General features: G+C 66.2%; 24 protein-coding genes. 13 read left to right on the forward strand and 11 right to left on the reverse strand.

All coding sequences use genetic code 11. From position 1 onward, the window contains the following. Positions 1-301: 301 nt before the first annotated feature. Entirely contained in the window at positions 302-1075 is a 774-nt protein-coding gene (locus SMD14_RS01960) for an FCD domain-containing protein (protein WP_321215134.1), read from the reverse strand. 141 nt (positions 1076-1216) lie between these two features. Here SMD14_RS01960 and SMD14_RS01965 point away from each other — a divergent pair, with 141 nt between their 5' ends. The 7 genes from SMD14_RS01965 (at position 1217) to manD (ending at position 8618) form a co-directional block, all read left to right on the forward strand. Continuing rightward, complete coding sequence (locus SMD14_RS01965) at positions 1217-2512, forward strand: ABC transporter substrate-binding protein (RefSeq protein WP_157239601.1); 1296 nt, start codon at positions 1217-1219, stop codon at positions 2510-2512. A 113-nt stretch (positions 2513-2625) separates the two neighbouring features. Then, positions 2626-3579, forward strand: a complete 954-nt coding sequence (locus tag SMD14_RS01970; protein WP_228405109.1) for a carbohydrate ABC transporter permease — start codon at positions 2626-2628, stop codon at positions 3577-3579. Further along, entirely contained in the window at positions 3576-4454 is an 879-nt protein-coding gene (locus tag SMD14_RS01975) for a carbohydrate ABC transporter permease (protein WP_321215135.1), read from the forward strand. The genes SMD14_RS01970 and SMD14_RS01975 overlap by 4 nt, the downstream gene beginning before the upstream one ends. Positions 4455-4461: 7 nt before the next feature. After that, complete coding sequence (gene dgoD / locus SMD14_RS01980) at positions 4462-5610, forward strand: galactonate dehydratase (RefSeq protein WP_321215136.1); 1149 nt, start codon at positions 4462-4464, stop codon at positions 5608-5610. A gap of 53 nt (positions 5611-5663) precedes the next feature. Continuing rightward, on the forward strand, positions 5664-6335 hold the full coding sequence (locus SMD14_RS01985) for a bifunctional 4-hydroxy-2-oxoglutarate aldolase/2-dehydro-3-deoxy-phosphogluconate aldolase (protein ID WP_321215137.1): 672 nt from the start codon (positions 5664-5666) through the stop codon (positions 6333-6335). Beyond that, a complete protein-coding gene (locus SMD14_RS01990; RefSeq protein WP_321215138.1) occupies positions 6332-7321 on the forward strand; it encodes a sugar kinase in 990 nt (329 codons plus the stop codon). Before SMD14_RS01985 ends, SMD14_RS01990 begins: the two co-directional genes overlap by 4 nt. Positions 7322-7388: 67 nt before the next feature. Then, on the forward strand, positions 7389-8618 hold the full coding sequence (manD, locus tag SMD14_RS01995; RefSeq protein WP_321215139.1) for a D-mannonate dehydratase ManD: 1230 nt from the start codon (positions 7389-7391) through the stop codon (positions 8616-8618). Between the two features lie 184 nt (positions 8619-8802). On the opposite strand, the gene SMD14_RS02000 is transcribed toward manD, so the two are convergent. Further along, entirely contained in the window at positions 8803-9102 is a 300-nt protein-coding gene (locus SMD14_RS02000; protein WP_157239592.1) for a DUF4193 domain-containing protein, read from the reverse strand. A gap of 229 nt (positions 9103-9331) precedes the next feature. Between SMD14_RS02000 and SMD14_RS02005 the strand changes: the two genes are divergently transcribed. Next, entirely contained in the window at positions 9332-9880 is a 549-nt protein-coding gene (locus tag SMD14_RS02005) for a helix-turn-helix domain-containing protein (RefSeq protein ID WP_321216329.1), read from the forward strand. 62 nt (positions 9881-9942) lie between these two features. Then, a complete protein-coding gene (locus SMD14_RS02010; protein ID WP_321215140.1) occupies positions 9943-10830 on the forward strand; it encodes a DMT family transporter in 888 nt (295 codons plus the stop codon). Here the strand turns inward: SMD14_RS02010 and SMD14_RS02015 are convergent. After that, positions 10816-11862, reverse strand: coding sequence for an aldo/keto reductase (locus SMD14_RS02015; protein ID WP_157239588.1), 1047 nt, complete (start codon positions 11860-11862; stop codon positions 10816-10818). The genes SMD14_RS02010 and SMD14_RS02015 overlap by 15 nt on opposite strands. A gap of 182 nt (positions 11863-12044) precedes the next feature. Here SMD14_RS02015 and SMD14_RS02020 point away from each other — a divergent pair, with 182 nt between their 5' ends. Together SMD14_RS02020 and malQ are read left to right on the forward strand one after the other, a co-directional pair. Then, on the forward strand, positions 12045-12779 hold the full coding sequence (locus tag SMD14_RS02020; protein WP_321215141.1) for a GAF and ANTAR domain-containing protein: 735 nt from the start codon (positions 12045-12047) through the stop codon (positions 12777-12779). A gap of 332 nt (positions 12780-13111) precedes the next feature. Further along, positions 13112-15307, forward strand: coding sequence for a 4-alpha-glucanotransferase (gene malQ / locus SMD14_RS02025; RefSeq protein ID WP_321215142.1), 2196 nt, complete (start codon positions 13112-13114; stop codon positions 15305-15307). 143 nt (positions 15308-15450) lie between these two features. Here the strand turns inward: malQ and SMD14_RS02030 are convergent, their stop codons facing one another. Together SMD14_RS02030 and SMD14_RS02035 are read right to left on the reverse strand one after the other, a co-directional pair. Next, a complete protein-coding gene (locus SMD14_RS02030; RefSeq protein WP_321215143.1) occupies positions 15451-18546 on the reverse strand; it encodes an alpha-amylase family glycosyl hydrolase in 3096 nt (1031 codons plus the stop codon). Positions 18547-18723: 177 nt separating this feature from the next. Further along, entirely contained in the window at positions 18724-19614 is an 891-nt protein-coding gene (locus SMD14_RS02035) for a beta-propeller fold lactonase family protein (RefSeq protein WP_321215144.1), read from the reverse strand. Between the two features lie 117 nt (positions 19615-19731). Between SMD14_RS02035 and SMD14_RS02040 the strand changes: the two genes are divergently transcribed. Continuing rightward, positions 19732-20589 (forward strand): putative protein N(5)-glutamine methyltransferase, encoded by an 858-nt coding sequence (locus tag SMD14_RS02040; RefSeq protein WP_321215145.1) that lies wholly within the window; start codon positions 19732-19734, stop codon positions 20587-20589. Positions 20590-20800: 211 nt separating this feature from the next. On the opposite strand, the gene SMD14_RS02045 is transcribed toward SMD14_RS02040, so the two are convergent. From SMD14_RS02045 to SMD14_RS02070, 6 genes are all read right to left on the reverse strand, one after another. Further along, positions 20801-21265, reverse strand: coding sequence for a YtxH domain-containing protein (locus SMD14_RS02045; protein ID WP_321215146.1), 465 nt, complete (start codon positions 21263-21265; stop codon positions 20801-20803). 111 nt (positions 21266-21376) lie between these two features. After that, positions 21377-21643 (reverse strand): GlsB/YeaQ/YmgE family stress response membrane protein, encoded by a 267-nt coding sequence (locus SMD14_RS02050; protein ID WP_104996554.1) that lies wholly within the window; start codon positions 21641-21643, stop codon positions 21377-21379. 132 nt (positions 21644-21775) lie between these two features. Further along, entirely contained in the window at positions 21776-22609 is an 834-nt protein-coding gene (locus SMD14_RS02055; protein ID WP_157239577.1) for an aldo/keto reductase, read from the reverse strand. 81 nt (positions 22610-22690) lie between these two features. Continuing rightward, the gene (locus SMD14_RS02060; protein WP_321215147.1) at positions 22691-23719 is read right to left on the reverse strand and encodes an NAD-dependent epimerase/dehydratase family protein; all 1029 of its coding nucleotides are present in this window, start codon (positions 23717-23719) and stop codon (positions 22691-22693) included. Then, a complete protein-coding gene (locus SMD14_RS02065; protein WP_157239576.1) occupies positions 23713-24684 on the reverse strand; it encodes an aldo/keto reductase in 972 nt (323 codons plus the stop codon). The genes SMD14_RS02060 and SMD14_RS02065 overlap by 7 nt, the downstream gene beginning before the upstream one ends. 26 nt (positions 24685-24710) lie before the next feature. Beyond that, positions 24711-25532: an aldo/keto reductase gene (locus tag SMD14_RS02070; RefSeq protein ID WP_157239574.1), complete on the reverse strand. Its 822-nt coding sequence runs from the start codon at positions 25530-25532 to the stop codon at positions 24711-24713. A 193-nt stretch (positions 25533-25725) separates the two neighbouring features. Here SMD14_RS02070 and SMD14_RS02075 point away from each other — a divergent pair, with 193 nt between their 5' ends. Further along, entirely contained in the window at positions 25726-26628 is a 903-nt protein-coding gene (locus SMD14_RS02075; protein WP_321215148.1) for a helix-turn-helix transcriptional regulator, read from the forward strand. The last annotated feature ends 105 nt before the right edge of the window (positions 26629-26733 follow it).

The raw sequence follows: 26733 nt of genomic DNA on the forward strand, positions 1-26733 counted from the left end.
GCCCGCAGCGGGAAAGACCGGCTGGACGGGGGGCCTGGCAGCTGTTTGTCCCCACCGCCGCGTACCTAGTCGACGTCGTCGGATTCTCCCGCAAGTAGCTGCGGGATGTCCGCGCCGACCAGTGGGGGAACGATGTCATCACCAACATCTCGCCGTCGCGGGGCCCCGAGGTGACATCGGCTGATCCACGGGTACCTGAACCTCGCCCCGGGCACGCCCGAAGCATTGCCCGCCCTGGAATTCCTCGCGAAGGAGCTGGCCTCGGCGAAAGGCGCCTGAAGCACGGTGGCCTAAGTGGATCCTAGGTGTGGGCGATGTCCGCCGGAGGGCCCGGCGGAGCGTTGCCCGCCCCGCCCTGGCTGCTTGACCAGATCTGGCCCATTTCTTCGGTGGACTGCTCCACAATCCTGCTCATCGCTGCGTGCGCTGCGCCCGCCTCGCCGCGCTGGATGGCGCTGGCAACATCTACATGCAGCTGCAGGGCTTCGTGGTGCGGCAGATGGGGCATCAGGCCATGTTCCGTCCGGCCGGTGAGGACCTCCGCCACAAGGTTCTGCAGCTGGGAGAACATTGCATTACCGGAAGCTTTGAGTATTGCGGCATGGAACTCCACGTCCAGCCGGAGGAATTCCTCCTGGTCTCCGCGTTGGCCGGCGGCCCACAGCTTGGCCGCAAGGGAAACGAGCTCGCTGCCGGCGTCCCAGGAGGCCCGTTCGGCGGCGAGGCGCGCGGCCTGCGGCTCGATGGCTCCGCGAAGTTCATTGAGGGACTGCAGCTGCTCCAGCCGGCGGGCGGAAGCCAGCCGCCAGCGGATCACTTGGGGATCGTAGAGATTCCAGCACTCTTCAGGCTGCACAACTGTCCCAAACCGCCGCCGGGATTCCAGCATGCCTTTTGATGACAGCACCCGGGCGGCCTCACGGACCACGGACCGGGATACATTGTGCTGCCCCTCCAGCTCATCCAGCCGCAGTACGGAATGCGGGGCCCAGCGCCCATCGGCGATGCCGAGCCCCAGGCTTTCGACCAGCGCCGCATGCAGGTCGGTAGGGGACTCCGCCTTTGGGATTTTCATAAATAAATCATACGGCTCACTGGCAAGGGGTTGTCTAAGTCTGCCTTATTTCCATATGATCGCTTCCAAGACAGATGTAAAGATGCATTTGTAGGGCGGCTGGACAGTGACGTCAGCCCTCAGAAAGCAAAGGGAGTCGTAATGAAGCGACGTTCAATCGTGCAGTACGCGGCAGTCGCCGCAGCACTTTCGCTGGGGCTGACTGCCTGCAGCGGTGGCGGCGGCAGCACGGACGCCAAGGAATCAGGCACGGTGCGGGTGACGCTGGCCAACCATGTCTGGACTGAAGGCATCAAGGCAGCCATTCCCGACTTCGAGAAGTCCAGCGGGCTCAAGGTGGAACTGACCCAGCTCGGCGAGGACCAGCTCTCGGACCAGTACAACGTCAAGCTCAACGCGGGCAGCGATGAGATCGACGTGATGATGTACCGCCCGCTCCAGGAAGGCAAGGCATTCGCCAAGAACGGCTACCTTGCTGACCTGACCGAAAAGGTGTCCTCCGATTCCGGCTGGGACTGGAAGGACTACCAGGAAGGCCCGGTCAAGGCCACCACCGCCGACGGCAAGGTCGTAGGCGTCCCTATCATCACCGAGCGCGAGGTCCTCTACTACCGCAAGGACCTGCTGCAGGCCGCCGGTCTCCAGGTTCCCAAGACCATGGAGGAGCTTGAAGCGGCGGCCAAGGCCATCAAGGCGTCCAACCCCGACATCGCCGGCTTCGTGGCCCGCACCGGCAAGTCCGCGGCCGTCACCCAGTTCTCCAGTTTCCTGTACAGCTTCGGTGGCGACTTCACCGACTCCAGCGGAAAGTCTGCCGTCAACTCGGACGCGGCAAAGAAGGCCTACGGATACTACGGCGGCCTCATCAGGAACTACGGCCCCGCCAACGTCAGCACCGACATGAGCTGGCCCGAGGCCATGGCAATCTTCACCCAGGGCAAGGCCGCCTTCTACACCGAGGCGGACTCGCTCTACAAGAACGCCACTGATCCGGCCAAGTCCAAGGTGGCGGACTCTGTAGGTTTCGCACCCCTGCCGGCAGGTCCCGCAGGTTCCAAGCCGTACAACATCCCCTCATGGGGCCTGGCGGTCAACGAGGCGTCCAGCAACCAGGACAACGCGTGGAAGTTCATCCAGTGGGCCACGGGCAAGGAACGCACCCTGGCCGCGCAGAAGGCCGGTGTCCCCGGACCCCGGACTTCCGTGTGGTCGAACCCAGAGGGTACGTCCACCTACCCCAAGGACCTCGCCGAAGCCATCGCCGTCAGTGCGAAGAACGGTGTGGGCCATGACCGTCCGCAGGTTGTGACCGTGGGCAAGGCCAGGGAAATCGTGGGCGAGCCCATCGTAGCCAGCATCACCGGCGCCGACCCTTCCGCTGCGGCCGACTCGGCCAACGAAGCCTTCCAGAAGTTCCTGGACGGCGAAAAGAAGTAACGCCACAGGCGCCCGCGCTGCGTCCAGCGCAGCCAGCACCACAGCCCGGCGGGATGGCAGACCCTGGTCGCCGTCCCGCCGCGGACCGCTCCCCCCAACTCCTTAGGTGAACCATGTCCGTTACGAACGCTCCCCGCAGCGCTCCCGCCCGCAGCGCCGGCCGCCCTCCCAGCGTTGGGGGGAACATCTCCGCCTGGTCCAACCGGCACCGCAAATGGCTTTTTGCGGCCCCAGCGATGATCTTCGTCGGCGTCCTGATTGTCTTCCCTCTGGTGTGGACCCTGTACCTGAGCCTCACCGATTCGCAGGGCTCCGTACGCGCCGCCACGGAGTTCATCGGTCTGCAGAACTACCTGACAGTCCTCACTGACACCGAGCGCTTCTGGCCGGCGGTGGGCCGCACGTTGACCTTCACGGGTGTCGCACTGGTCTGCGAGGTTGTGCTCGGCATGGGCATCGCACTGCTCCTGTGGCGTCCCTTCCGCGGTGAAAAGTGGGTCCGCGTGGCCATCCTGCTTCCCCTGGTAGCCACCCCGGTTGCCGTCGGAATGATGTGGCGCCTGATCTTCGATCCCAACATCGGCTTCGCCAACCAGTTGCTCGGAATGATCGGCATTCCGCCGCAGCCCTGGCTTTCCGGCCAGGACACGGCCCTTGGCACCACCATTTTCATGGACGTCTGGCAGTGGACCCCGATGGTGGTGCTGATCCTCCTTGCCGGGCTGACGTCCCTCTCCGATGAACCTGACGAGGCTGCCCGGGTGGACGGCGCCAACGCCTTCCAGCGCTTCTTCTACATCACGCTGCCCCTCATGATGCCCACCGTGATCGTTGCCATCCTGCTTCGCGGCATCGACGCCCTGAAGACCTTCGACATCCTGTACGCCACCAAGGGCAAAGGCGGTGGTTCCTTCAACGAAGTGGAAACCCTGAACGTCTACGCCTACGGCCTGAGCTTCGACTACAACCAGTACGGGCTGTCCTCCGCCGTCCTGATCCTGTTCTTCATGATCATCATCGGGTCGATGTGGCTGCTGACCATGCGCAAGAAAGCGGTAAGCAAATGACCGTCCTGACCCCAACCCAAACATCCGGGAAGCCCCAGGTGCTTCACCGCCGCCGGAAGCCCCTGTCCGTCAGGCTCTACAAGGTCTTCCGGGTTTCAGCCCTCATTGCCGTGGTGCTGTTCCTCCTCGCCCCGCTGTTCTGGATGTTCCTTGCCTCCCTCAAGACCAACGTGGACATCTATGACACAGGCAAGGCCCTGTTCTTCACGCCCACCGGCGAGAACTACGCCAACGTCCTGCAGCGGAACAACTACTTCGTCTTCATCTTCAACAGCTTCTGGGTGGCCTTCGTTTCCACCGCACTGTCCATTGTGCTTGGGGTTCCCGCCGCCTACGCGATGAGCCGGTTCACCATGCACCGCTCCGCCCTCGTGGTCCTGATGGCCCGCGTGATCCCCGGCGTGTCCCTGCTGGTGCCGTGGTACTACGTGTTCTCCAACCTGCGGATGGTGGGCCGGTTCGAGGTGCTGATCCTCAGCCACATGTTCGTTGCCCTGCCGCTGATCGTCTACATCATGATGAGCTACTTCGATTCCCTGCCGCTCGAGCTGGAGGAGTCCGCCCAGGTGGACGGGCTTACCCCGATCGGCGCGTTCCGCCTCATCACGCTGCCCCTTTCCGTCGCGGGGATCGCCACGGCCGGGATCCTCTCGTTCATCTTTTCCTGGAACAACTTCATGTTTGCCCTGGTGCTCTCCGGCTCCAGCACCAAGACGCTGCCCGTGGCCATCTTCGACTTTGTGTCCTACGCCAGCATCGACTGGGGCGGGCTGATGGCCGCTGCCACCGTGGTCACCATCCCGATCATGATCATTGCGCTTTTCACGCAGAAGTACATCGTTTCCGGCCTCACCGCCGGCGCGACCAAGGGCTAGGCCACAGATGACGCTCATCAGCAGGATTGAAACCTTCCTCGTTGCGCCGCGCTGGCTCTTCGTCCGGATCGAGACGGACAGCGGAATTGTCGGCTGGGGAGAAGCTACGTGCGAAGGCCGCAGCGAGACGGTGCGCACCGCCGTCGAGCAGCTCGCCGAACTCCTGATCGGCAACGACGCACTGCGGATCGAGGACCACTGGCAGGTGATGACCAAAGGGTCTTTCTACCGCGGCGGCCCCATCCTGGCCAGCGCCGTCTCGGGCCTGGACCAGGCGCTCTGGGATATCGCCGGCAAGCACTTCAACACCCCCGTGCACCAGTTGCTGGGCGGCCACGTCCGGGACCGCATCCGGATGTACGGCTGGGTGGGCGGCGACGAACCCAACGAGGTGGCCGACCAGATCAGCGCCCAGCTGGAGGTGGGCCTCACCGCGGTGAAGATGAATGCCAGCGGGCGGATGAGTCCGATCGCCTCGGTGGCCGAGCTCGACGGCGTTGTCTGCCGGGTGGCCGCCGCCCGCGAAGTCCTGGGTGAGCACCGGGACGTTGCAGTGGACTTCCACGGCCGCTTCAGCCTCGCCAACGCCCGCCGCGTGGCGCCGCTGCTGGAACCTTACCGGCCTTTCTTCCTCGAAGAGCCCGTGGTCCCCGAGAACACGCACCTGCTGCGCGAGTTCACGTCGTCCACCACCACGCCGGTCTCCACCGGCGAGCGGCTCTACAGCCGGCAGGAATTCCTGCCGGCGCTGCAGGCCGGCATCGCCGTGGCCCAGCCGGACCTCTCCCATGCGGGCGGCATCACGGAGGTCCGCAAGATCGCCTCGCTGGCCGAGGTCTATGAAGTCCAGCTGGCACCGCACTGCCCGTTGGGTCCGCTGGCACTCGCCGCATGCCTCCAGGTGGGCTTCGCGACACCTAACTTCCTGATCCAGGAACAGAGCATCGGCATCCACTACAACAAAGGCGCCGAGGTCCTGGACTACGTGGTGGACAAAACGCCGCTGAAGTTCGTGGACGGCCACATCGAGCGGCTCACCGGACCCGGCCTGGGCATCGAGATCGACGAAGCCGTGGTCCGGGCCGCGGACAAGCGCGGACACGCCTGGCGGGGCCCGGTCTGGCGGCAGCCGGACGGCGCGTTCGCAGAATGGTGACGGCCCGGACTGCGGGCACGGACACAGACACCCCTCAAAAGGAGAAGCCCAGAATGGAAAACACCCTGACCCCCGAGGCTCTGCTGGCCGGGGTGCGCCGGGCCAGGCTGGTGGCGATCGTTCGCGGCACGGACGGCCAGGCCGCGGGGAGGGCGGCCCTCGCCGCGATGGAGGAGGGCTTCAAGTACGTTGAAATCGCCCTGACGACGCCGGGAGCGCTCACCGCGATCAGCCAGGTTCGCGCCGCTGCACCTGCCGGGTGTTTCGTGGGCGCCGGGACTGTGCTGACAAAGCAGGACGCGGAAAACGTCGAGTCGGCCGGCGGCCAGTTCGTGGTCACCCCGTCACTCGCCCCCTCCATTGAGGCAGCGGCCGGGCGGGGGATCGCCGTCCTGGCCGGGGCCCTCACCCCGAGCGAAGCATTCGAGGCGATGAACCGCGGTGCCACGGCAGTCAAGCTTTTTCCCGCCTCCATCGGCGGGCCCGGTTACCTCAAGGCGCTGCGCGACCCGTTCCCGGACATCCCGTTCATCGCGGTGGGCGGCGTCGGGCTCGATGAAGCCGCCGGATACTGGGGAGCCGGGGCCATCGCGGTTGGGCTGGGAAGCCCGCTGTTTGGCGATGCCGGATCCGGGGGCGACCTTGCTCCGATGCGCGGACGCGCGCGCCGCTTTGTTGCCCTTGCCGCAGAGTACAACGGCAGGGCCGCGGAGGACCTGCGGTGACTGCCGCCGTCGGACGCCCTTCTCCGGACCTCCTGACTTTCGGCGAGTCCATGGTGTCGCTGCGCTCCGCCGGGCCGCTTTCCGCCGGCGGCGCCCTCACCATGCACGTTGCCGGCGCCGAGTCGAACGTGGCCGTGGGCGTCGCACGGCTCGGGCACAGCGTCAGCTGGGCCGGCGTTGTGGGTGCCGATCCGCACGGCGAGTTCATCCTCCGCCAGCTCCGTGCCGAGGGAGTGCGGCTGGAGCACCGCGAGGACGCTGCCCGACGGACCGGGGTGATGTTCCTCGAACAACGCACGGCCGACGTGACCCGCGCCTTCTACTACCGCTCCGGCTCGGCAGGGTCAACGCTGTGCCCGGAGGACGTGGAACACGCCCTCCGGGCGGGCGCCCGCATCCTCCACCTGACCGGCATCACGGCCGCCCTCAGCCCCGAGTCCCGGAAGGCCGTGGAGTACGCTGCCGAACGCGCTGCCGCTGACGGCATCATGGTGTCGATCGACGTCAACTACCGCAGCAAGCTCTGGTCCCGGGACGAGGCGCGGGAAGTGCTGGCACCGCTGGTGCGGCATGCCGGCATCCTGATCGCTTCCGACGACGAACTTGGCCTGGTTGCCGCCGCGCCGGACGGCGCACCGGGGGCGGACACCAATGAACCGGCGATGGTTGCCGAAATCCTTGGGCTCGGAGTGCGCGAAGTTGTGGTCAAGCGCGGCGCGGCCGGCGCCACCGTCCACACCTCGGAGGGCCGGTGGGACGCCCCGGCCGTCCCGGTCACCAGCATCGACACGGTGGGGGCCGGCGACGCCTTCACCGCCGGCTACCTGTCCGCCCTGCTCGACGGCGCCGACGTGGCCGGCCGCCTGCAGCGCGGCGTGCTCACCGGAGCCTTCGCCGTCAGCACCGCGGGGGACTGGGAAGGCCTTCCCAACCGTGCGGAACTTGCCCTGCTGGGCACCACTCCCAGTGGAACCACGCAGCGCTGACCCGTTCGCGGTCCACCCCTGCCCGCACAACCCGCCGCTCCATCGATTAAGAAAGCCTGGATCTGTTGTGAAAATCATTGCTGCCGATGTGTTTGTGACCAGTCCCTCCCGTAACTTCGTGACGCTGCGGGTCACCACGGAGGATGGTGTGACGGGTATTGGGGATGCCACGTTGAACGGGCGGGAGCTTGCGGTCGCCGCGTATTTGAAGGAGCATGTGGCGCAGTTGCTGATCGGGAAGGATCCGCACCGGATCGAGGATACGTGGCAGTTCCTGTACCGGTCCGCGTACTGGCGCCGGGGTCCGGTGACGATGGCGGCGATCGCGGCGGTGGATATGGCGTTGTGGGACATTAAGGGCAAGGTGGCCGGGATGCCGGTGTACCAGCTGCTGGGCGGGGCGTCGCGGAACGGGTTGCGGGCGTACGGGCACGCGTCGGGCGCGGATTTGCCGTCGTTGTTTGATTCGGTGCGGGAGCACCTGGAGCTGGGGTACAAGTCGATCCGGATCCAGACGGCCGTTCCCGGGATCAAGGCCGTGTACGGGGTGGCGGCGCAGGCGCAGGCTTCGGGGGAGCGGTATGACTACGAGCCGGCCGGGCGGGGTGCGTTTCCGGTGGAGGAGGACTGGGACACCCGTGCGTACCTGCGGCACCTGCCCACGGTGTTTGAGGCGGTGCGGAATGAGTTCGGTCCGGAGATCCCGTTGCTGCATGACGGGCATCACCGGATGACGCCGATCCAGGCGGCGAAGCTGGGCAAGGCGCTGGAGCCGTATGACCTGTTCTGGTTGGAGGACTGCACCCCGGCGGAGAACCAGGAGGGCCTGCGCCTGGTCCGGCAGCACACCACCACGCCGTTGGCGATCGGGGAGATCTTCAATACCGTGTATGACTTCCAGACCCTGATCAAGGAACAGCTGATTGATTACGTCCGGGCCGCGTCCACGCACTTCGGGGGGATCTCCCCGTTGAAGAAGGTGATGGATTTCGCGGCGCAGTACCAGATCAAGTCCGGTTTCCACGGGCCCACGGACATTTCTCCGGTGGGCTTCGCGGCGCAGCTGCACGTGGGCCTGGCGATCCATAATTACGGGATCCAGGAGTACATGCAGCATTCGGACAAGACCAACGAGGTGTTCGAGCAGTCCATGACGTTCGTGGACGGCTACCTCCACCCCGGGGACAAGCCCGGCATCGGCGTCGAGTTCAACGAAGAAGCCGCAGCCGCCTACCCCTACCAGCAGGCCTACCTGCCCTACAACCGCCTCATCGACGGAACGGTCCACGACTGGTGACCACGCGCTGCTGAAGGCCGGTTATTACCGCGCCCGGTCACGAGGTGGCGTGCCCGGGCGCGGCATTGCCGGCATGATTGGCGGGGCAGCCGCGCTGGCCACCACTCCCTTCAGCCCCTGGCGGCCCTGCCGGGAATGCTTCACCGGGCAGCGCATTGCCGGCCTCCGCCGGACAAGCCGCCCCCTACGACTCGCACTCCCGGCAGTACTTCTTGCCGTCCTTCTCCCTGGCGAGCTGGCTGCGGTGGTGGACCAGGAAGCAGGACATGCAGGTGAATTCGTCGGCCTGGACCGGCACCACCTGGATCAGGAGTTCCTCGTTCGAGAGGTCCGCCCCGGGCAACTCGAAGCTGTCCGCGAGCTCGGCCTCGTCCACGTCGGCTATAGCCTCCCGTCGGCCAGACTTCTGGGTCTTCAGCTCCTCGAAGCCGGCGTTCGGCTCTTCCTCGGGCGTCACCCGTGGAGCGTCATAGTCAACTGACATTGATGCGTTCTCCTGTCGGCTGGAAGCAGTTCGTTCTGAACAGAGCAACAACATGGAGGCGGGCCACGTTATTCCCGGCGGTTAAGTAGGTAGACTGATCTAACTACTTTTGACCCAAGGAGCCGCTGTGTCCCTCCCGGAGATTGCCCGATCCGCCGCTCCCACTGCTTCGGCCGGTGCAGCCGCCGCCGCGCCAGCCCGTGCCGGCTCGACCAGGCGTAAGGCCCGAATACTGCTGCTTGACGCTGCAGCCCGGCTCTTCTACGCCCAGGGTGTGGGGGCCACCGGGATTGATGCCATCACCGCTGAAGCCGGCGTGGCCAAGAAGAGCCTCTACAACAATTTCTCCTCCAAGGCGGAGCTGGTGGCGGCCTACCTGGAAGTCCGGCATTCGGAGTGGCTCGGCCTGTACCGCCAGCGGCTGGAAACCGCGAAGACTCCGCAGGAACGGGTGCTTGCCGTCTTTGACGCATACATGGACCACGCGAATTTCGCCTACCGGGACGGGTTCAGGGGATGCGGGCTGCTCAATGCAGCAGCGGAACTGCCCGCGGGGGCGGCCGGGCGGGCGGCGGTCCGGAAGCACAAGGAAGAGGTTGAGGAGCTGCTGGCCGGGCATGTCGCCGAACTCCTGCCAGGGGATGAGCGTGCCGCGGGGCTGGCCCGGCACCTGGCTTTCCTGCTTGAGGGTGCCATGGCCAGGGCAGGGCTGGAAGGGGACGACCAGCGCCTGAAGGACGGCCGGACCATCGCTGCCCGGCTGTTGGAGGGGCTGTGAACCCGGGAGCCGGAGATTTCAAAGTGCCGCTCTGGGGCGCTTTATGCGTTGCCATCGCATCCGTGCTGTGGGGAACCACGGGCACGGCTGCCACCTTCGCCCCGTCGGTGAGTCCGTTGGCCGTGGGCGCGGTGGCCATGGGTATCGGCGGCCTGCTCCAGGCCCTTTACGCCGTCGGTGCCATCGCCGGGCAGTGGCCGGGCCTGCTGGACCGCTGGCGATTGGTGTCCCTGGGTGCAGCGGCGGTGGCCGTCTATCCCCTCGCCTTCTACAGCTCGATGCGTCTTTCGGGGGTAGCAGTGGGAACTGTGGTTTCCATTGGCTCGGCGCCGGTGGCGGCCGCCCTCATCGAGCGCTTCGCGGACGGAAAGCCGCTCACCCGCAGGTGGATGGCCGGAGCTTTCCTGGGTGTCACGGGCGCAGCAGTGTTGTCCTTCGCCGGGCAGGGGCACGGGCAGGCAGCCGGTTCCCCCGGCGAGTCATGGACGCCATTGGCGGGAATAGCCCTGGGCCTGGTGGCCGGTGCCACGTATGCACTGTATTCCTGGGCAGCCCACCGCCTTATCGGCGGCGGGCTGTCCTCGCGGGCTGCCATGGGAACTGTCTTCGGCCTCGGTGGGCTCCTGCTGATGCCCGTGCTTGCGGTAACCGGCGCGCCCCTGCTGGAATCCTGGACCAATTTCTCGGTGGGTGCCTACATGGCACTGGTTCCGATGTTTGCCGGCTACGTCCTGTTCGGCTGGGGCCTGGCCAGGATCCGGGCCAGCACTGCCACCGGCATTTCCCTGCTTGAAACGGTGGTGGCTGCAGTCCTGGCGGTGCTGGTGGTGGGTGAACGGCTGCCGCTGCATGGTTGGCTTGGCGCCGCCGTCGTGATTTTCAGCCTGTTCATCCTGACGCCGCGCAAGCCGGCCGCCGGCCCGGAGCCAGGGCCGCTACCGCCGTCGTAGTTCCGCGAACTCAATCGACGGGACGATCGCGCCGGCGTCCCGCTCCACGAAGTTGGTTCCCGGCGGCACCACGTCATCGATGGCGTCCAGAACGGATTCGCTGAGCTGGACGTCCGCTGCCCGCAGGTACGCCTGCAGGTGTTCCTCGCTGCGGGGCCCGATGATGACACTGCTGATGGCGGGGTGGCTGAGGGCGAACCCGATGGAAAGGTCCACCAGCGAAAGCTCCAGCTTGTCCGCCAGCCTGGCGAGTGCATCGGCCGCCAGGAGCTTGCGTTCGCTGGAGGGCCCGGAGATGTCGTACCGGCCGGGCAGTGAATGCACGCGGGTGGGTGCCTTGCCGGATTCCAGGACGAAGCTGCCGGACAGCCAGCCGCCGGCCAGCGGCCCGTAGGCCAGGACGCCCAGCCCGTATTGCTGGGCAATGGGCAGGACGTCGCGTTCGTTGCCGCGCACCAGCATGGAGTAGGGCACCTGGTTTCCCAGCGGCGGGATGAGGTGGTTGGTGGTGGCCAGCCACTGTGCCTCCACAAGCTGCGCCGGGGTGAAGACGGACGTGCCGTAATAGAGGATCTTGCCCTGGCGGATCAGGTCGTTGAGGGTGGTGATGGTCTCCAGGACATCGGTGTTGTAGTCCGGCCGGTGCGCCTGGTAGAGGTCGATCCGGTCTGTCTGGAGCCGGCGGAGGCTGCCCTCCACCGCCTGGGTGATCCAGCGGCGCGAGTTTCCGGAATGGGCCGGGTTGGCGCTCATCTGGCCATGGAACTTGGTGGCAAGGAAGACGTCGTCGCGCCGTCCGCGCAGCGCCCGGCCCACCACCTGTTCCGACTCGCCCTGCGAGTAGACGTCGGCGGTGTCGACGGCGGTGATCCCGGCGTCCAGCGCAGCCTGGATGATCCGGATGCCCTCATCGGCGCCGGTGGGGGCGCCGTGCGGTCCGCCGTTGCCTTCGCCGAAATTCATGGTGCCCAAAGTGAGCGGGCTGACCGGGGTACCCGACCGACCGAATACCCGCAGTTCGCTGAGGCTCATCCCCGGTTCCTCCCGTTGCATAGCCACTAATGCCTTCGATCGTCATGAGGCTACACAGCTTCACGCGGGGCTGGCAGGCATACGCCTTAGTCCTTCGCTTTTCTTCGCACGGAGTAACGCAGGAGCCCGGGCGTGACGAATTATGGCGGGCGTTTACCCCGCGGATCCGCTTATATTGGTGCATGGGCACCCCGAGCAATGATGAACAGTTCATCAAGTTGCATGACCTGATTATTAGCAGCAGCAACGTGAACGACTTCCTCACGGAGCTCTCCGAAGTGGCTGCATCCGCCCTGAGCGAGTCGGCGGGTTCGCGGGTTGAGTGCGGCGTGACATTGCGGCGACGCAAGCGCAGCGCCACCGTGGCGGGCAGCAGCGACCGGGCCAGGGAACTGGACAGGCTCGAGCAGGCTCTCGGTGAAGGCCCGTGCCTGGCCTCGCTGGAGACCATGCAGCCTGTTGTCCTGGCTGACGTGGACACCGATACCCGCTGGCCGAAGTACCAAAAGATCTTGGCCGCCAACGGCTGCCGAAGCGTGCTGGGCGTACCCCTCGCCCTGGATGAGGACCAGGCAGCGGCCCTGAATTTCTTCGCCTCGGAATCCGGCGTCTTCTCCGACGCTGTCGTCAGCAAGGCCCAGGGTTTTGCCGACCAGGCGGGGCGGGCAGTGCGGCTGGCCCTGCAGATCGCGGACGCCCGGAACATGGCAGACGACCTCTCGGCCGCCCTGCAGAACCGCACCACCATCGATCTGGCGTGCGGGGTGATCATGGCCCAGAACCGTTGCTCGCAGGAAGAAGCCATGGCGCTGCTCACCAAGGCGTCCAGCCACCGGAACCAGAAACTGAGGGACCTCGCCGCGGAAGTCCTGAGCCGGGTGAGCTCCGGCTCCGTCAGCACGCACTTTGATCCCTAGCCCGTTGCAGGCTGGCCCGTGGCCGGGCCGCTGCATTAGGAACGGCCGCCAGCGTGTATTCGAACCGGCCGGGCCCGACGTCGGCAGGCGCCCGCCCGGGCAGCTCCACCCTGGCGGTGGTTCCGGTAGGGACTTCGATTCCCACTGCGTGTCCCGCCGGTTTCGTCTCGGCGCCGCCCTGCAATAATCTGAACCAACGGTTGTGCGCGGGGGTGCAGGCGCCCCGGTACAACAGGCAGCAACAGGCAGCACTGTAAGTTCGGGCCACATCACACCAGACGAGGCGGACACGCATGACGGCTTCAGACCAGCAGCACTCATATCGTCCAGGGATGCCAACTGATCCTCCGGGCACCCTCCCTGCTGCGGGGGAAGCTGCTGCCGGCGGGGCCATTGACCCCCACCTGCTCCAGAAGCTCGCGGACGCCCATGGAGTGGGCACCTCCTTCCAGGGCTGGGACGGGCTGCCGCACACTGTGGCCGAAACTACCCTGATCAAGGTCCTGGCTGCCCTTGGCGTGAAGGCGGACACCAACCCGGCGATTGAGGCCGCGCTGGCGGAAGCGGAACTGGCGCCGTGGCGGCGGATGCTGCCTCCCGCCGTCGTCATCCAGCAGGGCGAGCCGGCGCTGGTCCCGGTCCATGTGCCCGACGGTGCCGCCGTCCGGCTGGGCATTGCCCTTGAGGACGGGGCAGGCACCGTGGACGCCGTCCAGCAGGACGTTTGGGAACAGCCCAAGGATATCGACGGCGTGTCCACCGGCCGTGCCACGTTCGCCCTCCCGCAGGACCTGCCCCTTGGCTGGCACACCCTGACCGCCGAGTCCGGCGGCGCCACTGCCACGGCAACCCTGGTGGTGACGCCGCGCCAGCTCACCACTGCCGAGCCCCTCGAACAGCGCCGCGGCTGGGGGCTTGCCACGCAGCTCTATTCCGTGCGCTCCAAGCGGTCCTGGGGCATCGGCGACTTCGCCGACCTGGCTGACCTGGCTGCCATCAGCGGTGAGCGCGGGGCCGACTACGTGCTGGTCAACCCGCTCCATGCGGCCGAGCCGGTGCCGCCGGTGCAGCCGTCCCCGTATTCGCCGTCCACGCGCCGGTTCTTCAATCCGCTCTACATCCGCATCGAAGCAATTCCCGAGCTGGCCTACCTGAGGCCGCGCAGGCGGGCCGCTGTTGAACAGCTTCGGGAGGAAGTCGCCGGGCTAAACAAGGAGGCCGGCCGGCTGGACCGGAACGCCGTCTATGCCGCCAAACTCCAGGCCCTGGAAATGCTCTATCACGTCCGCCGCTCCCCGGCCCGGCAGGCCGGGTTTGACGAGTTCTGCCGGATCTCCGGGACCGGGCTGGACGATTTCGCGCTCTGGTCCGCCATCCGTGAAGACGTCGCGCCGGACGATCCCCTGTGGACGGACCCGGCCACTTCCCTGGGCACACCGCAGGCTGAAGCACTGCGCGAAAAGCTTGCGGACAGGATCGGATTCCACCGCTGGCTGCAGTGGATCTGCGATGAGCAGCTCGAGGAGGCCCAGAAGGCAGCCCTGCGCTCCGGTATGCGCCTGGGCGTGGTGCATGACCTCGCCGTCGGCGTGGACCACAGCAGCGCCGATGCCTGGACGCTCCGCCACGTGCTTGCTCCCGGCACCAGCGTGGGCGCACCGCCGGACATGTACAACCAGCAGGGCCAGGACTGGGGGCAGCCGCCGTGGCATCCCGCCCGCCTGGCCGAGGCCGGTTACATCCCGTTCCGGAACATGCTGGCCACCGTTCTGCGGCACGCCGGCGGCATCCGGGTGGACCACATCCTTGGGCTTTTCCGGCTCTGGTGGATCCCGGTCGGGAACGCCCCGGGTGATGGCGCCTACGTCCGCTATGACCATGAAGCGCTGATCGGCATCCTGGCACTGGAGGCCCAGCGCGCCGGGGCCGTCGTGATCGGCGAGGACCTGGGCACCTTCGAACCGTGGGTGCGTGACTACCTTGCCGCCCGCGGCATCCTGGGAACGTCCATCCTTTGGTTTGAGTACGACGGCGATTCCCCCCTTGCGCCGGAAAAGTACCGGACACAGGCACTTTCCAGCGTCAATACCCACGACCTTCCGCCCACCGCCGGCTACCTTGCCGGCGACCACGTGGCGCTCCGCAGCCGGCTCGAACTCCTGGAACGGTCCGAGGAAGAGGAACGGGCCGAGCACAACGCCTCGCTGGAGAAAATGCTGGCCCTGCTGCGCGAGCGCGGCTACCTGCAGGGGGACCCCGGTTCGCTGGCGGTGACCGAGGAACAGACCATCGAGGCGCTCCACCTCCTGCTCACGCAGACGCCGTCGGTCCTGCTGGGCGTTGCCCTCGTGGACGCGGTGGGGGAGCGCCGCGTCCAGAACCAGCCCGGCACCACCGAGGCCCTGTACCCGAACTGGCAGGTCCCGCTGGCCGGGCCGGACGGCAGGCCGGTGTTCCTTGACGACCTTCCCGTCAACGCGCGGTTCAACTCGCTGCTGGCAGCGGTGGACGGTGCCCTGCGCAGCTAAACGCCACGTGGGCCCACACCCGCAGGGTTCCCTGGCCGAGCTCGCCAGGCTAGGGTGCGGGTGGGGAGGGCCACTTCGTGCCCATCCAATGCTCCGGATGGGGCGCGAAGTGACCCCGCGACTTCGGTTTTCGCGGGGCTCCGCTAGCCGGCCGTGATCAGGTGGCTGAAGTGGTCATAGCGGAAAGTGACCGGGCCGCCGTCGTGCTTGAACACGATGTTGCCGCCCGGGGAACTTCCGCCCGCGCCGTAGCTGACACCCCAGGACCGGTCAAGGGCGGCCTTGAACTCGTACGTTCCCGCGGCGAGATTCGGCACGGCCAGCTTCCAGACGAGGCCGGCCGGGTCCAGCACCAGCTGCGCCTGGTCGCAGGCCGGATCCCAGTCCTTGATGCAGCCCAGTTCGCTGTTCATGCTCCCCGCAGCCGCAACGGCGCCGGGCTGCTGGGAGGCGTACACGGCCGTGATCACGTGCGTGCTGTTGTCATAGCGGAACGTCACGGGGCCGCCCGGATGGTCCAGGGCGATGTTCGGCCCGTTGAGCTTGCCGCCGGCGCCGTAGTTCTCCGCCCAGCCGCCGTTCAGTGCAGCCTTGTACTCGTACTGGCCGGCAGGCAGGTCCACCGTGAGCCGCCAGATCTTGTCGGCCGGGTCCAGTGCCATCCTGGCCTGTGAACACGTGGGCTCCCAGGGCGCCGCGCAGCCCATGGCCTGGTTCAGGGACCCAACCACGGTCACTGAGCCGGGCTGCGGGGCATCGCCCACCGTGACCGTCCGGGCCGCGCTGGCCACGCTGAAACCGGGACCGGTCATTGTGGCCCGGTAGGCCACCTTGGTGCCGTCCTCAAGGTTCGAGATGTCGTCCGTTGCCGAATAAACGGGTGAGGACCCGTCGGTGGCAACCGTGGTCCACTCGCCGCCGGCCACGCTGCGTTTGAAGGTAACCTCGTGGCTTGCCTTCTCGGGATCGACGGTGGCGCTGAGCTCCACCGAGCCTTTCACGTTGCTGCCTTCCACCGGCTTCTGCAGCGTGATGACGGGTGCGGGAACGTTTGCCGTGCGGGACTGTGACGTGGCGGTGTGTCCGCCGTTGTCCAGTACGGTGGCGCGGTACTCCATCGCCGTGCCGGCGTCGAAGGCCGCCACGTCGTGGAACACCTGGTACGGAGCCGTGTCATCAGTGCCGATGGGCGTCCAGTCCCCGCCTGCTGCCTTGGCTTCGAAGGTGACCTCATAGAACGAGGAACCGCCGACGTCGGCCGTCACCTTGAGGCGCCCGTTGTCACCCTGCGCGGGTGCCGGCTCCTGGAGGACGACGGCGGGCGCTTCCTTGGAGTGCGGGATCCTGCCGGAGGACTGGTACACCACGGCGGAAAGCGGCGGGACGGTGACGGCCAGCTTGCCGTCCGCCGAAGTCTTCGCCTCGTCCGCGCCTTCGCCGTAGATCCGCGTGTAGGTGCGCTTGGCAATGTAGGCGGGTACCTCTGCGGTCTGTGCCTGTTCGCTGTTGTTCAGCGCCACAACATACTCGCGCTGGTCCGCCGCATCCGTGCGGGAGAAGGCGTAGATGCCGGGCCCGTCGGAGGCATAGCGGTGCTGGTGGGCGCCGTCGCGCAGGGCCGGGTGCTCCTTGGTGAGCGCGGCGAGCTCGCTGATCTTGCCGTACAGCGGGTGCCCGGGGTTGAAGTTGTCCTCGGCGTGCGTGGCCTCGGTGCCCAGCAGGTCGTCGTCGAGGTATGCCTCCACTTTGCTGGGGAAGAGGGTCTGGCGTGCGTCCTGGTCCCCGCCGGGGCCGGTGAAGCCCTGCTCGTCGCCGTAATAGATCACGGGGTTGCCGCGGGAGAAGTACATCAGTTCGTGGGCCAGCCGGTCGCGGGCCACCTTTTCGTCGTCCGTCGCTCCGGGGTTGTCCGCGGCGATGAAGCTGCCGATGCGGCCCATGTCGTGGTTTCCCAGGAAGGTGGGCAGCTGGTACACGTTCGAATCTGCATCGGTGTACCAGTCATCGCCGGCGAAGAACGTCTCCAGGGTGCGGGTGTCCTGGCCCTTGGAGGCGAAGCTCCGCGCCGCCTCCTGGAAGGGGAAGTCCAGGACAGCCTGCATCTGGTTGCGGGTGGTGAACTGGGAGGTGAAGCTCTTGGTGGTGTCGAAGACCTCGCCGAACATAAAGAACTCGTCCTTGCCCTGCGCTTTGGCGTAGTTGAGGACGTCCGGGCCGAACTCCTGCCAGAATTCGTTGTTGACGTGCTTCATCGTGTCGATCCGGAAGCCGTCCACGCCGAAGTCGCGGATCCAGGTCTTGTAGATGTCCTTCATGCCGCTGACCACTTTGGGGTGCTCGGTGAACAGGTCATCCAGGCCGAAGAAGTCGCCGTAGTAGGCGTCCTCACCCGCGAAGGTTGTGTCACCGCGGTTGTGGTACAGCGTTGGATCGTTCAGCCAGGCGGGGACCTTCAGGTTCTGCTCTTCGGCTGTCAGTTCGGGAATGTAGGGGAAGGATTTCAGTGGGTCGAGTTTCGGGAAGTTGTCCGAGCCGGCGTAATCGCGGTCATCGAACGCCACGCCGTCCGCGGTCTTGTAGGGCACTTCATCCTTGGAAACGTATCCCTGGCGTGCGCCGTCCTTGTAGCTGATGACATCAGCCGTGTGGTTGGTGATGATGTCGAAATAGACCTTCATGCCGCGGCTGTGGGCCTCATCAATGAGGGCCTTGAGCTCGGCATTGGTGCCCAGATGCGGATCGATCTGGGTAAAGTCGGTGATCCAGTAGCCGTGGTATCCGGCCGATCCGTCCTCTGTCTGCACCGCTTTGTTCTTGAAGCTGGGGGTGAGCCAGATGGAAGTGGTGCCCAGGCCCTGGATGTAGTCGATCTTGTCCAGGAGGCCCGCAAGGTCTCCGCCGTTGTAGAACCCCTTGTTTGTGGGATCGAAGCCGGACACCATGGGATCGCTGCCCAGGCCGCCCTGGTCATTCGCGGTGCTTCCGTTGCTGAAGCGGTCCGCCATCACAAAGTAGAAGTTCTCATCCGTTACGGGGGCGCGGAGTGAGTGAAGGGCCGACGCCGACCCAGGGTCTTTGGGGCCAGGTGCAGCCTGGGCGGGAAGGACTGCCGCGGAGGCGGCGACGGCGGTTGCCAGCAGTCCGGCGGCAACGGCCCGGGCCGGCGCGGCCGGGGGTGTGGTGGATCCTGGAGACTTTCGGGCGCGTGGGGGCGCGCTGGGACGGGTGCGGAATATCAAGGCTGAGACCTTCCTGGGAGCGGCGCTGCTGTTCAGGCTTGCCGGCGGACAACAGCCGGCAATTGCTGTGAGGGCTCACAGGTAAGCAAGCTTCCTTGTGAACCACGGCACAACTGTAAGCGCTTGCATTGAATAACTCCAGTGTTTAGCCAATGGCGTCCGCGGTTCCGCTTGGCCTCAGCGCTTCCTGCCGGCCGCCCCTTGGAACCTCCAGCCGGCCGGCGCCGGGGCGGGGACCAGGGCAGTCGGCGACGGGACCTGCACGTCGTTGATCATCCCGGTAGGGATGCCGGTCACGTCATCCAGGGCGAACGTTGCCACGTTGTCCGACCGCTCGTGGGCTACGTGCAGCCACGTTCCCCTGACCAGGTGGTGGCGCGGCCAGTTTCCGCCGCTGGGATCTCCGCGGCGGAGTCGCCCGGAGCCCGGCCGCCGGAGGTGGCCGGACCACGGAAGATCACCTCGAATGTCCCCGCTTCCGAACGGGAGGGCAACCGCATGGTCAGCCACCAGGCCGGTGCCCGGCACATAGTTCCAGACCCGGAGGGTGTCATGGCCCAGGTCCGTCGTCATGACGCGTCCGTCCGCCAGCATCAGGCTGGCGTGGGCCCGGCTTTGCCGAGGTTCACCCGGGTCGAGGCCGACGTGCGGATCCACCGATGGTGCCGCCGGGAAGCAGCCTGTCATCCCGCCGTCGTCATCCAATCCATAGAGCAGGACCTGCCCGTCGCCCCAGCAGGGGGACGTAAGGAAGCGGCCCAGGGGGTCCACTGCCACATGGCACGTTGCATCTCCGGCGGGTTGAGAATCACCCAGCGGCTCCAGTCCGAAGTCACCCGTGCGGCGGAAAGCCCGGACCATCCCGCGCTGCTCGGCCACCGCGTACACCACCGGCAAGGCGGGATGAACGGCAAGGAACGACGGCGAATCCGCCTTCACTGCCGTTCCCAGCCATTCGAGGCTTCCGTCCCCGTGCGCGGCGAGGGCACCGATGCCATCGGCACGGCCGCCTCCACCGGCGGTGTAGCTACCGGTCCAAATGAGATCGTCCTGTGCAGGCGGGATCATAGGTCCATCCTGCCAACAAGCGCTGCCGTGCGGTGCGGTTGCGGACTAGCATTGAACTCCATCCGGCCCAGGCCGGCCCGGCTTGTTGAAACGCCCGGCTCGCAGAAAGGTGTGCCCTTGCCAGTTTCCGGGATCTCCGCGCCCCACGCGTTTGCCGCCACAGTTTCCGCGTTGCGGGCCGCCGGATGTGTATTTGCCGAAGATGAGGCGGGGCTGCTCATCAGTGAGGCGCCCGGCCCTGCAGCGCTCGCCGACTGGGTTGGCCGGCGCAGATCGGGCGAGCCCCTGGAGTACATTCTTGGCTGGACCGGCTTCGACGGACACCGGATCGCTGTCGAGCCGGGGGTCTTTGTGCCCCGGCGCCGGACCCGACTGCTGGTGGACGAGGCCGTGGGACTGCTGCAGGGCGGCCGGTTTTCTGCACCCCGCATTGTTGTTGACTTGTGCTGCGGGTCCGGGGCAGTCGGGGCGGCCATTGCCCGACGGGACCCGGGCATCGAACTGCATGCTGCAGACGTCGACCCGGGCGCCGTGAAGTGCGCGCGCCGCAACGTGGGGCCGGTGGGCGGACGCGTGTACGAAGGGGACCTGTTTGCCGCGCTTCCGCCCGGGCTTCAAGGCAGGGTGCGCGTCCTGGCAGTGAATGCCCCCTATGTCCCCACAGATGCGATAAGAACGATGCCGCCGGAAGCCCGCCTCTATGAGTCGCGGACAGCACTCGACGGCGGCCCGGACGGGCTCCACTTCCACCGGCGCGTGGCCGCAGGGGCGCTGGAGTGGCTGTCCTCCGACGCGCATCTGCTCATTGAGACCAGCGAGCACCAGGCTGAGGGAACCGCATCCGTTGTGGCCGCGGCGGGCCTTGCCGTCCGGACAGTCCATTCGGACGAACTCGACGGCACTGTAGTTATTGGCAGTGCCGGCGTTGGCAATGCCGGTGTTGGCGCTGCCGGGCCTGGCACTTCTTTAGCCTGAGCCCGGTCCAGGGCGGGCTCGGCTGGACCCCACCGAACCGTTAGGGCCGGGAAGGGAGGCGTGCGGGCCGGCAGTTTAGCTAAGACGCTGCTGGCCGCCGCGTCCCCCAAGGATCGCGACGGCCAGCAAAGCCATTCAGTTGTAGCACAGACCCGCTGTTTTTCCGCTGTCAAGCGGGACGGGCCGTCACAGGCCGGACGGTGTGCCGGGGCTAGGCCTTTGAATTGGTCTCGTCGGAGGTGCCGAGGTTCAAGGTTTCCGGGTGGGTGGAGTGCGCGGGGATGTGGTCCTCGCCAAGGTCGTCGCCACTTGGGGTGCTCCTGCCTGGAGCGCCAGCGGTAGAGGCACCCGGAACTGTGGTGCCAGTGGCACTGGCTGTCGTGCCGGCGTCGGACGTTGACGATTTGGTTGCGCCGGAGCCGGAGGAGCCTTCACGATGCACCGCTGAGCCGATCACCGTACCTGCCCGGCGTGCGGCCTCACTCAGCTGGTCCGCGACCTCAGGAGCCTTTTCCTTGATGGCTTCCGTTGCAACCGCCACCTTGTCCTGCACGGGCTTGCTGTCCCAGATGCCCGCAGCGCGTGCCTTGAGCTTGTCATAGGCGGCCCTGCCGGACCGCGACCCAAGCACATACCCGGCGGCAATGCCAACGCCCAAAAGAAGTTTGTTTTTCATGATGAACTCCTGCTCACTGAGAAGGTTTCACTTCCGGCCAGAGAGGCCGGGAGATAGGAAAACCGGCCCGGGGATGTTGTCCCCAGGCCGGTTTCCTGGCTTACGCGACAGTTAGCCGCGAGCGCCGCGCTTGGTGACCATGCCGTAAACCAGCAGCACGATAAGCGCGCCGCCGATGGCCAGCAGCCACGTCTGCAGGGAGAAGAACTCCTGCAGTCCGCTGCCAAAGATCATTCCGCCGATCCAGCCGCCGAGGAGTGCTCCGACGACGCCCAGGACGAGGGTGATGATCCAGCCGCCACCCTGCCGGCCCGGGAGGATCGCCTTAGCGATCGCACCAGCAATAAGTCCGAGAATCAGAAATGCAAGAAATCCCATTTTTCGTTCCTCTTCCTAAATAAAGGAGGCCTCCGGATCCCGGAAGCACTTCATCCTTCTGCTCAATAGTAATCATGCTTACTATCTATTTGCCAACCCCGGGTTCCCGGAAAAGCCCACTTCAGGCCCGTTTCAATGCCCTGTCACGTCGGAATCATTGCCCGCACCGGGACCTTCGTCCAGGACCGCTAATTCCGCTAGATCCTGCGGATCCAAGGCGAAATCGAAGATGTCCAGGTTTTCCCTCATCCGGTCCGGATTCGACGTTTTCGGAATCGTTACAATTCCGTTTTGAACATGCCATCGAAGGACCAGTTGGCCGGGCGTTTTTCCGTGCTTTTCGGCTAGTTGGAAGAGGATGGGAGCACCGAGCAGGCTGGCCCCGGCGCCTCCCAGCGGGCTGTAGGACTCGGTGACGATTCCGTGCTTTGCATGGAATTCCCGCTCGGCCGCGCGCGTGACCGCTGGCGTCAGCTGGATCTGGTTGACGGCGGGGACCACGTCAGTAACGGCCATCAGCCGTTCCAGGTGGGAGGGTTTGAAGTTGGAGACGCCGATGGAGCGCACTTTTCCTTCCGCCTGGAGCCGCTCGAAGGTCTTCCACGTGGAGATGTACTCGTCCCGCGCGGGCAGGGGCCAGTGAATAAGCAGCAAGTCCACGTAATCCAGCCCCAGCCGCTTCAGTGACCCTTCCAGCCCTTCCACCGCCCTGTCGTTCCCCTGGTATTGGCCGTCCAGTTTGGTGGTGATGAACAGCTCGCCACGGTCCACGCCGCTGGCCCGGATACCGTTGCCCACGCCCTGCTCGTTGCCGTACTTCACGGCGGTATCGATGTGCCGGTAGCCGGCTTCCAGGGCCTGCACGACGGCGGTGGCCGCCTGGTCGTCGTCCAGCGGCCAGGTGCCAAGGCCCACCTGGGGGATGGAGTAGCCGTCATTGAGTTTGATCAGCGGTGCAAGTGTCATTTCACCAGTCTCTCCCGGATCGGTTTCCCCGGGCCCTTGAATGCCCGGGGAATATTGGAAGGCGGCGCTGCCCGCCCGGCGTTAGGCACCCCGCCTGGCCCAGCCGGTCAACCGGTCACTGAGGTCCATGAATTCCCGGTCCACCACCTGGAGGCCAGGGTTCGCGTCGTGCCAGTCCACGATTTCGCGTGCGCCGTCGGCGAAGGGAATGGTGGCGCAGTAGCCGGGGACCAGGGACTTGATCTTGGTGTTGTCGAAGACCACCGAGTGGGAGCGGTCGCCCAGGAGGTTGGGTCCCAGCTCCGGGCTGTGGGCGGCGATGGTTTCGGAGGCAACGTGGACCAGTTCCGGGTCCGCAACACCGGCTGCACGGGCGAACAGCCGGTAGATCTGGTTCCAGGGCAGGTACTCGTCGGATGTGATGGTGTAGCTCTCGCCTACCGCTTGCGGCAGGCCGAGCAGCCCCACAAAAGCCTTGGCAAAGTCCATGCTGTGCGTCAGGGTCCACAGCGAGGTCCCGTCCCCGTGCACCATGACCGGCAGCCCCGCCCGCATCCGGTGGAGGTCCGTCCAGCCGCCCACCATGGCGATTTTGGTGCGGTCGTACGTGTGGGAAGGGCGCACCACGGTGAGCGGGAAATCCTGCTCTCTGTAGGCCTGGTAGAACAGTTCCTCGCAGGCGATCTTGTCCCGGGAGTACTGCCAGAACGGGTTCTTCAGGGGCGTGGACTCGCGGATTGGAAGCCGGGTAGGCGGCTTTTGGTACGCAGAGGCGGAGCTGATGAACACGTACTGCCCGGTGCGGCCTGTGAACAGGTCCAGGCTGGCCTTGGCGTGGTCGGGGGTGTACGTGATGAAGTCCGCGACGGCATCGAAATCGCGCCCGCCCAGCGCGTCACGAACCGCGGAGGCGTCCCGCACGTCCGCGGTGAGGGTTTCAGCCCCTTCCGGAACCGGCCCTGTGGACCGGCCCCGGTTGAGGATGGTCAGCCGGTGCCCCAGTGCGACGGCGCGTTCTGCGGCCGCCGCACTGATGACGCCGGTGCCGCCGAGGAACAGGATGTTCCTCGGCGCCACCGTACCGGCGTCAGGGGTGGACGGGTTCACCACGCGTAGTCTTCCGGCGCCGTACGGTGCCCCGGGAAGATGTCGTCCAATCGTTTGAGGGTGTCGGCGTCCAGGGTTACGTCCAATGCCCTGACGGCGGCGTCGAGCTGTTCCTGGGTGCGCGGTCCCACGATGGGTGCCGTGACGGCAGGCTGGTGCAGGAGCCAGGAAAGGGCGATGTCGCCCGGCTCGTGGCCCAGCTCATCGGCGAAATCCTCGTACTGCCGGATCTGGTCTTCGTGCTTCTTGAGTGTTTCGGCCGCGCGGCCCTCGGTGCGCCGGACGCCGTCGCGCTCCTTCTTCAGCACCCCGCCCAGGAGCCCGCCCTGCAGCGGCGACCAGGGGATGAGCCCCAGCCCGTACTGCTGGGCCGCCGGGATCACTTCCAGCTCCACCTGGCGCATGAACAGGTTGTAGATGGACTGCTCGCTCACCAGGCCGGTGTAGTTGCGCCGCCTGGCCGCCTCCTGGGCCTGGGCAATATGCCAGCCGGCGAAGTTGCTGCTGCCCGAGTAGAGGATCTTCCCTTGCTGGACCGCCACCTCGATGGCCTGCCAGATTTCGTCCCACGGCGTATCCCGGTCGATGTGGTGAAACTGATAGACGTCGATGTAGTCCGTCTGCAGGCGCTTCAGGCTGGCGTCGAGGGCGCGGCGGATGTTCAGGGCGGAGAGCTTGGACTCGTTGGGGCGGTCCGTCATGGTGCCGTAAAGCTTGGTGGCCAGGACCGTGTGCTCGCGGCGCTCGCCGCCCTTGGCGAACCAGCGGCCAATGATTTCTTCGGTCCAGCCGCGGTGGCCGGCGCCGCCATAGACGTTGGCAGTGTCGAAGAAGTTGATGCCCTGCTCGCGGGCCGAGTCCATGATGGAGTGGGCGTCCGCTTCCTCGGTCTGCGGACCGAAGTTCATGGTGCCGAGGCAAAGGCGGGAGACTTTCAGGCCGGAGCGGCCCAGGTGGGTGTACTGCATGGCTGAATCCTTTGGGTTTGGTGGTTCTACAGCTGCGTGAAGGCGGCGACGGCGGGATCGGAGCCGATGCGGGCCCCGGACTCAAGGGCGCTGATGGCGGCAAGCTCCTCGTCGGAGAGGGTGAGGGCGGAGGCAGCGAAGTTCTCCCGGATCCGGGCGGCCTGGCTGGACTTGGGAATCACGATGTTTCCCGCGGCCAGATGCCAGGCGAGCACCACCTGCGCCGGGGTGGCATTGTGGGCGTTGGCGATGCCGGTCACCGCATTGCCGTTCAGGTCTCCGCCCTGTCCCAGCGGGCTGTAGGCCTCCACGGCGATGCCAAGGCCCCGGCACTTGGCCGCAAGGTCTGCCTGCTGGTAGCTGGGGTGCAGTTCGATCTGGTTGACGGCCGGGACGATCTCCGAGGACTCCAGCAGGGTGTCCAGGTGCTCGGCGAGGAAGTTGGAAACGCCTATGGCGCGGATCTGGTTGTTCTCGTAGAGCCGTTCCATCTCCTTCCATGCCTGGACGTACAAGTCCTGCGACGGGACGGGCCAATGGATGAGGTAGAGGTCAACGTAGTCGAGGCCCAAGGCTTTGCGGCTGTTCTGGAACGCTTCCTGCGCGCGGTCCTGCTCGCCGTTCCGAAGCTTGGTGGTTACAAAGATGTCCTCGCGCGGAATGCCGGTAGCCGCGATCGCGGCACCCACGCCCGCCTCGTTCCGGTAGGCGGCGGCCGTGTCTATATGGCGGTATCCGGCCTCGAAGGCGTCCTCCACGGTCCGCTGCGTGTCCTCCGGCGGTACCTGGAAGACGCCGAAACCAAGCTGGGGGATGGTGACGCCGTTGTTCAGTGTCAGCTCTGACATTGGGGCTCCTTGAAACATGCGGGGGTGGGGTGCCGTTGACTCGACGGGAGAAAGCGGTTTCCGCTGGCTCGCTTTTGAGCCTATGCACTTTTGGCCGGGAAGTCAGCAGGGGAACCTGATTCTGTTTTTCCTAGGACTCCCAGTCCTACCTTCGTTGTAGGAGAGAGCCACCATGGCGGGCACAATGGTCTGCATGGGTCAAAGCGCGGAGTTCGGAAAATTCCTCAAAGCCATGCGGTCCCGCCTGAGCCCTGAGGACGCCGGTGCGGGACCCACCTCCGGTGCCCGCCGGGTTCCCGGCCTCCGTCGCGAAGAAGTCGCCCGGCTGGCAGGGGTGAGTACCGACTACTACGTCAGGCTGGAGCAGGGCCGGAACATCCATCCGTCGCGGACGGTCCTTGAGGCAGTGTCAAGGGCCTTGCGGCTGGACGGCAGCGAGCATGCGCACATGATGGACCTGCTGGAAAACTGTGCCGGGTCCGCGAGGTCCAGCACAACGGCCGCCCAGGCTGTCCGTCCGGCGCTGCGGCAGCTCCTGGAGGCGATGGGCGACGTTCCGGCCATGGTGCTGGGCCGGCGCAGTGACGTCCTCGCCGGCAACAGGATGGCCTTCCTGCTGTTCGCGGATTTCCCCGCGCTGCCGGCTGTCGAACGCAACCTGACCCGCTGGCTCATTCTTGACCCGTCAGCCCGCGAGCTCTTCCGTGACTGGAAAACCGTGGCGGCGGAAGCGGCCGGAGCGTTGAGGCTGGATGTAGGCCGCCACCCCAACGATGCCCAGGCCAACCAGCTGGTGGGCGAACTCGCTGTCCATAGCGAGCACTTCCGCCAATGGTGGGCCGGGCACCGGGTGGCCACCCGGTCGGCAGGAAGCGTGCGCCTGCACCACCCCGCCGTCGGGGACCTGGAACTGAACTTTGAAAACCTTGTCCTCCCGGACGATCCCGACCAGACGCTTCGGGTGTATTCGGCCCGGGCCGCTTCGCCGTCGGCCGACGCCCTTGCACTGCTCGGCAGCCTGGGAGCACCCCAGCCGGCGGCCGAACGTGAATCCGACCGCAACACCGCTCCGTCCACGGCGGAAAGCGGGGAGTGACGGCGGCCGGAGCCGTTGTACTTTTGGCCATTTGAGGCGGGTGTTTCTGGCCACGAGCCCATTGGGGAAAGATTGCACTTTTCCTAGGCTGGAGGAGCAAGGTTT

The organism is Pseudarthrobacter oxydans, assembly GCF_034258515.1.
Classification (GTDB): Bacteria; Actinomycetota; Actinomycetes; order Actinomycetales; family Micrococcaceae; genus Arthrobacter.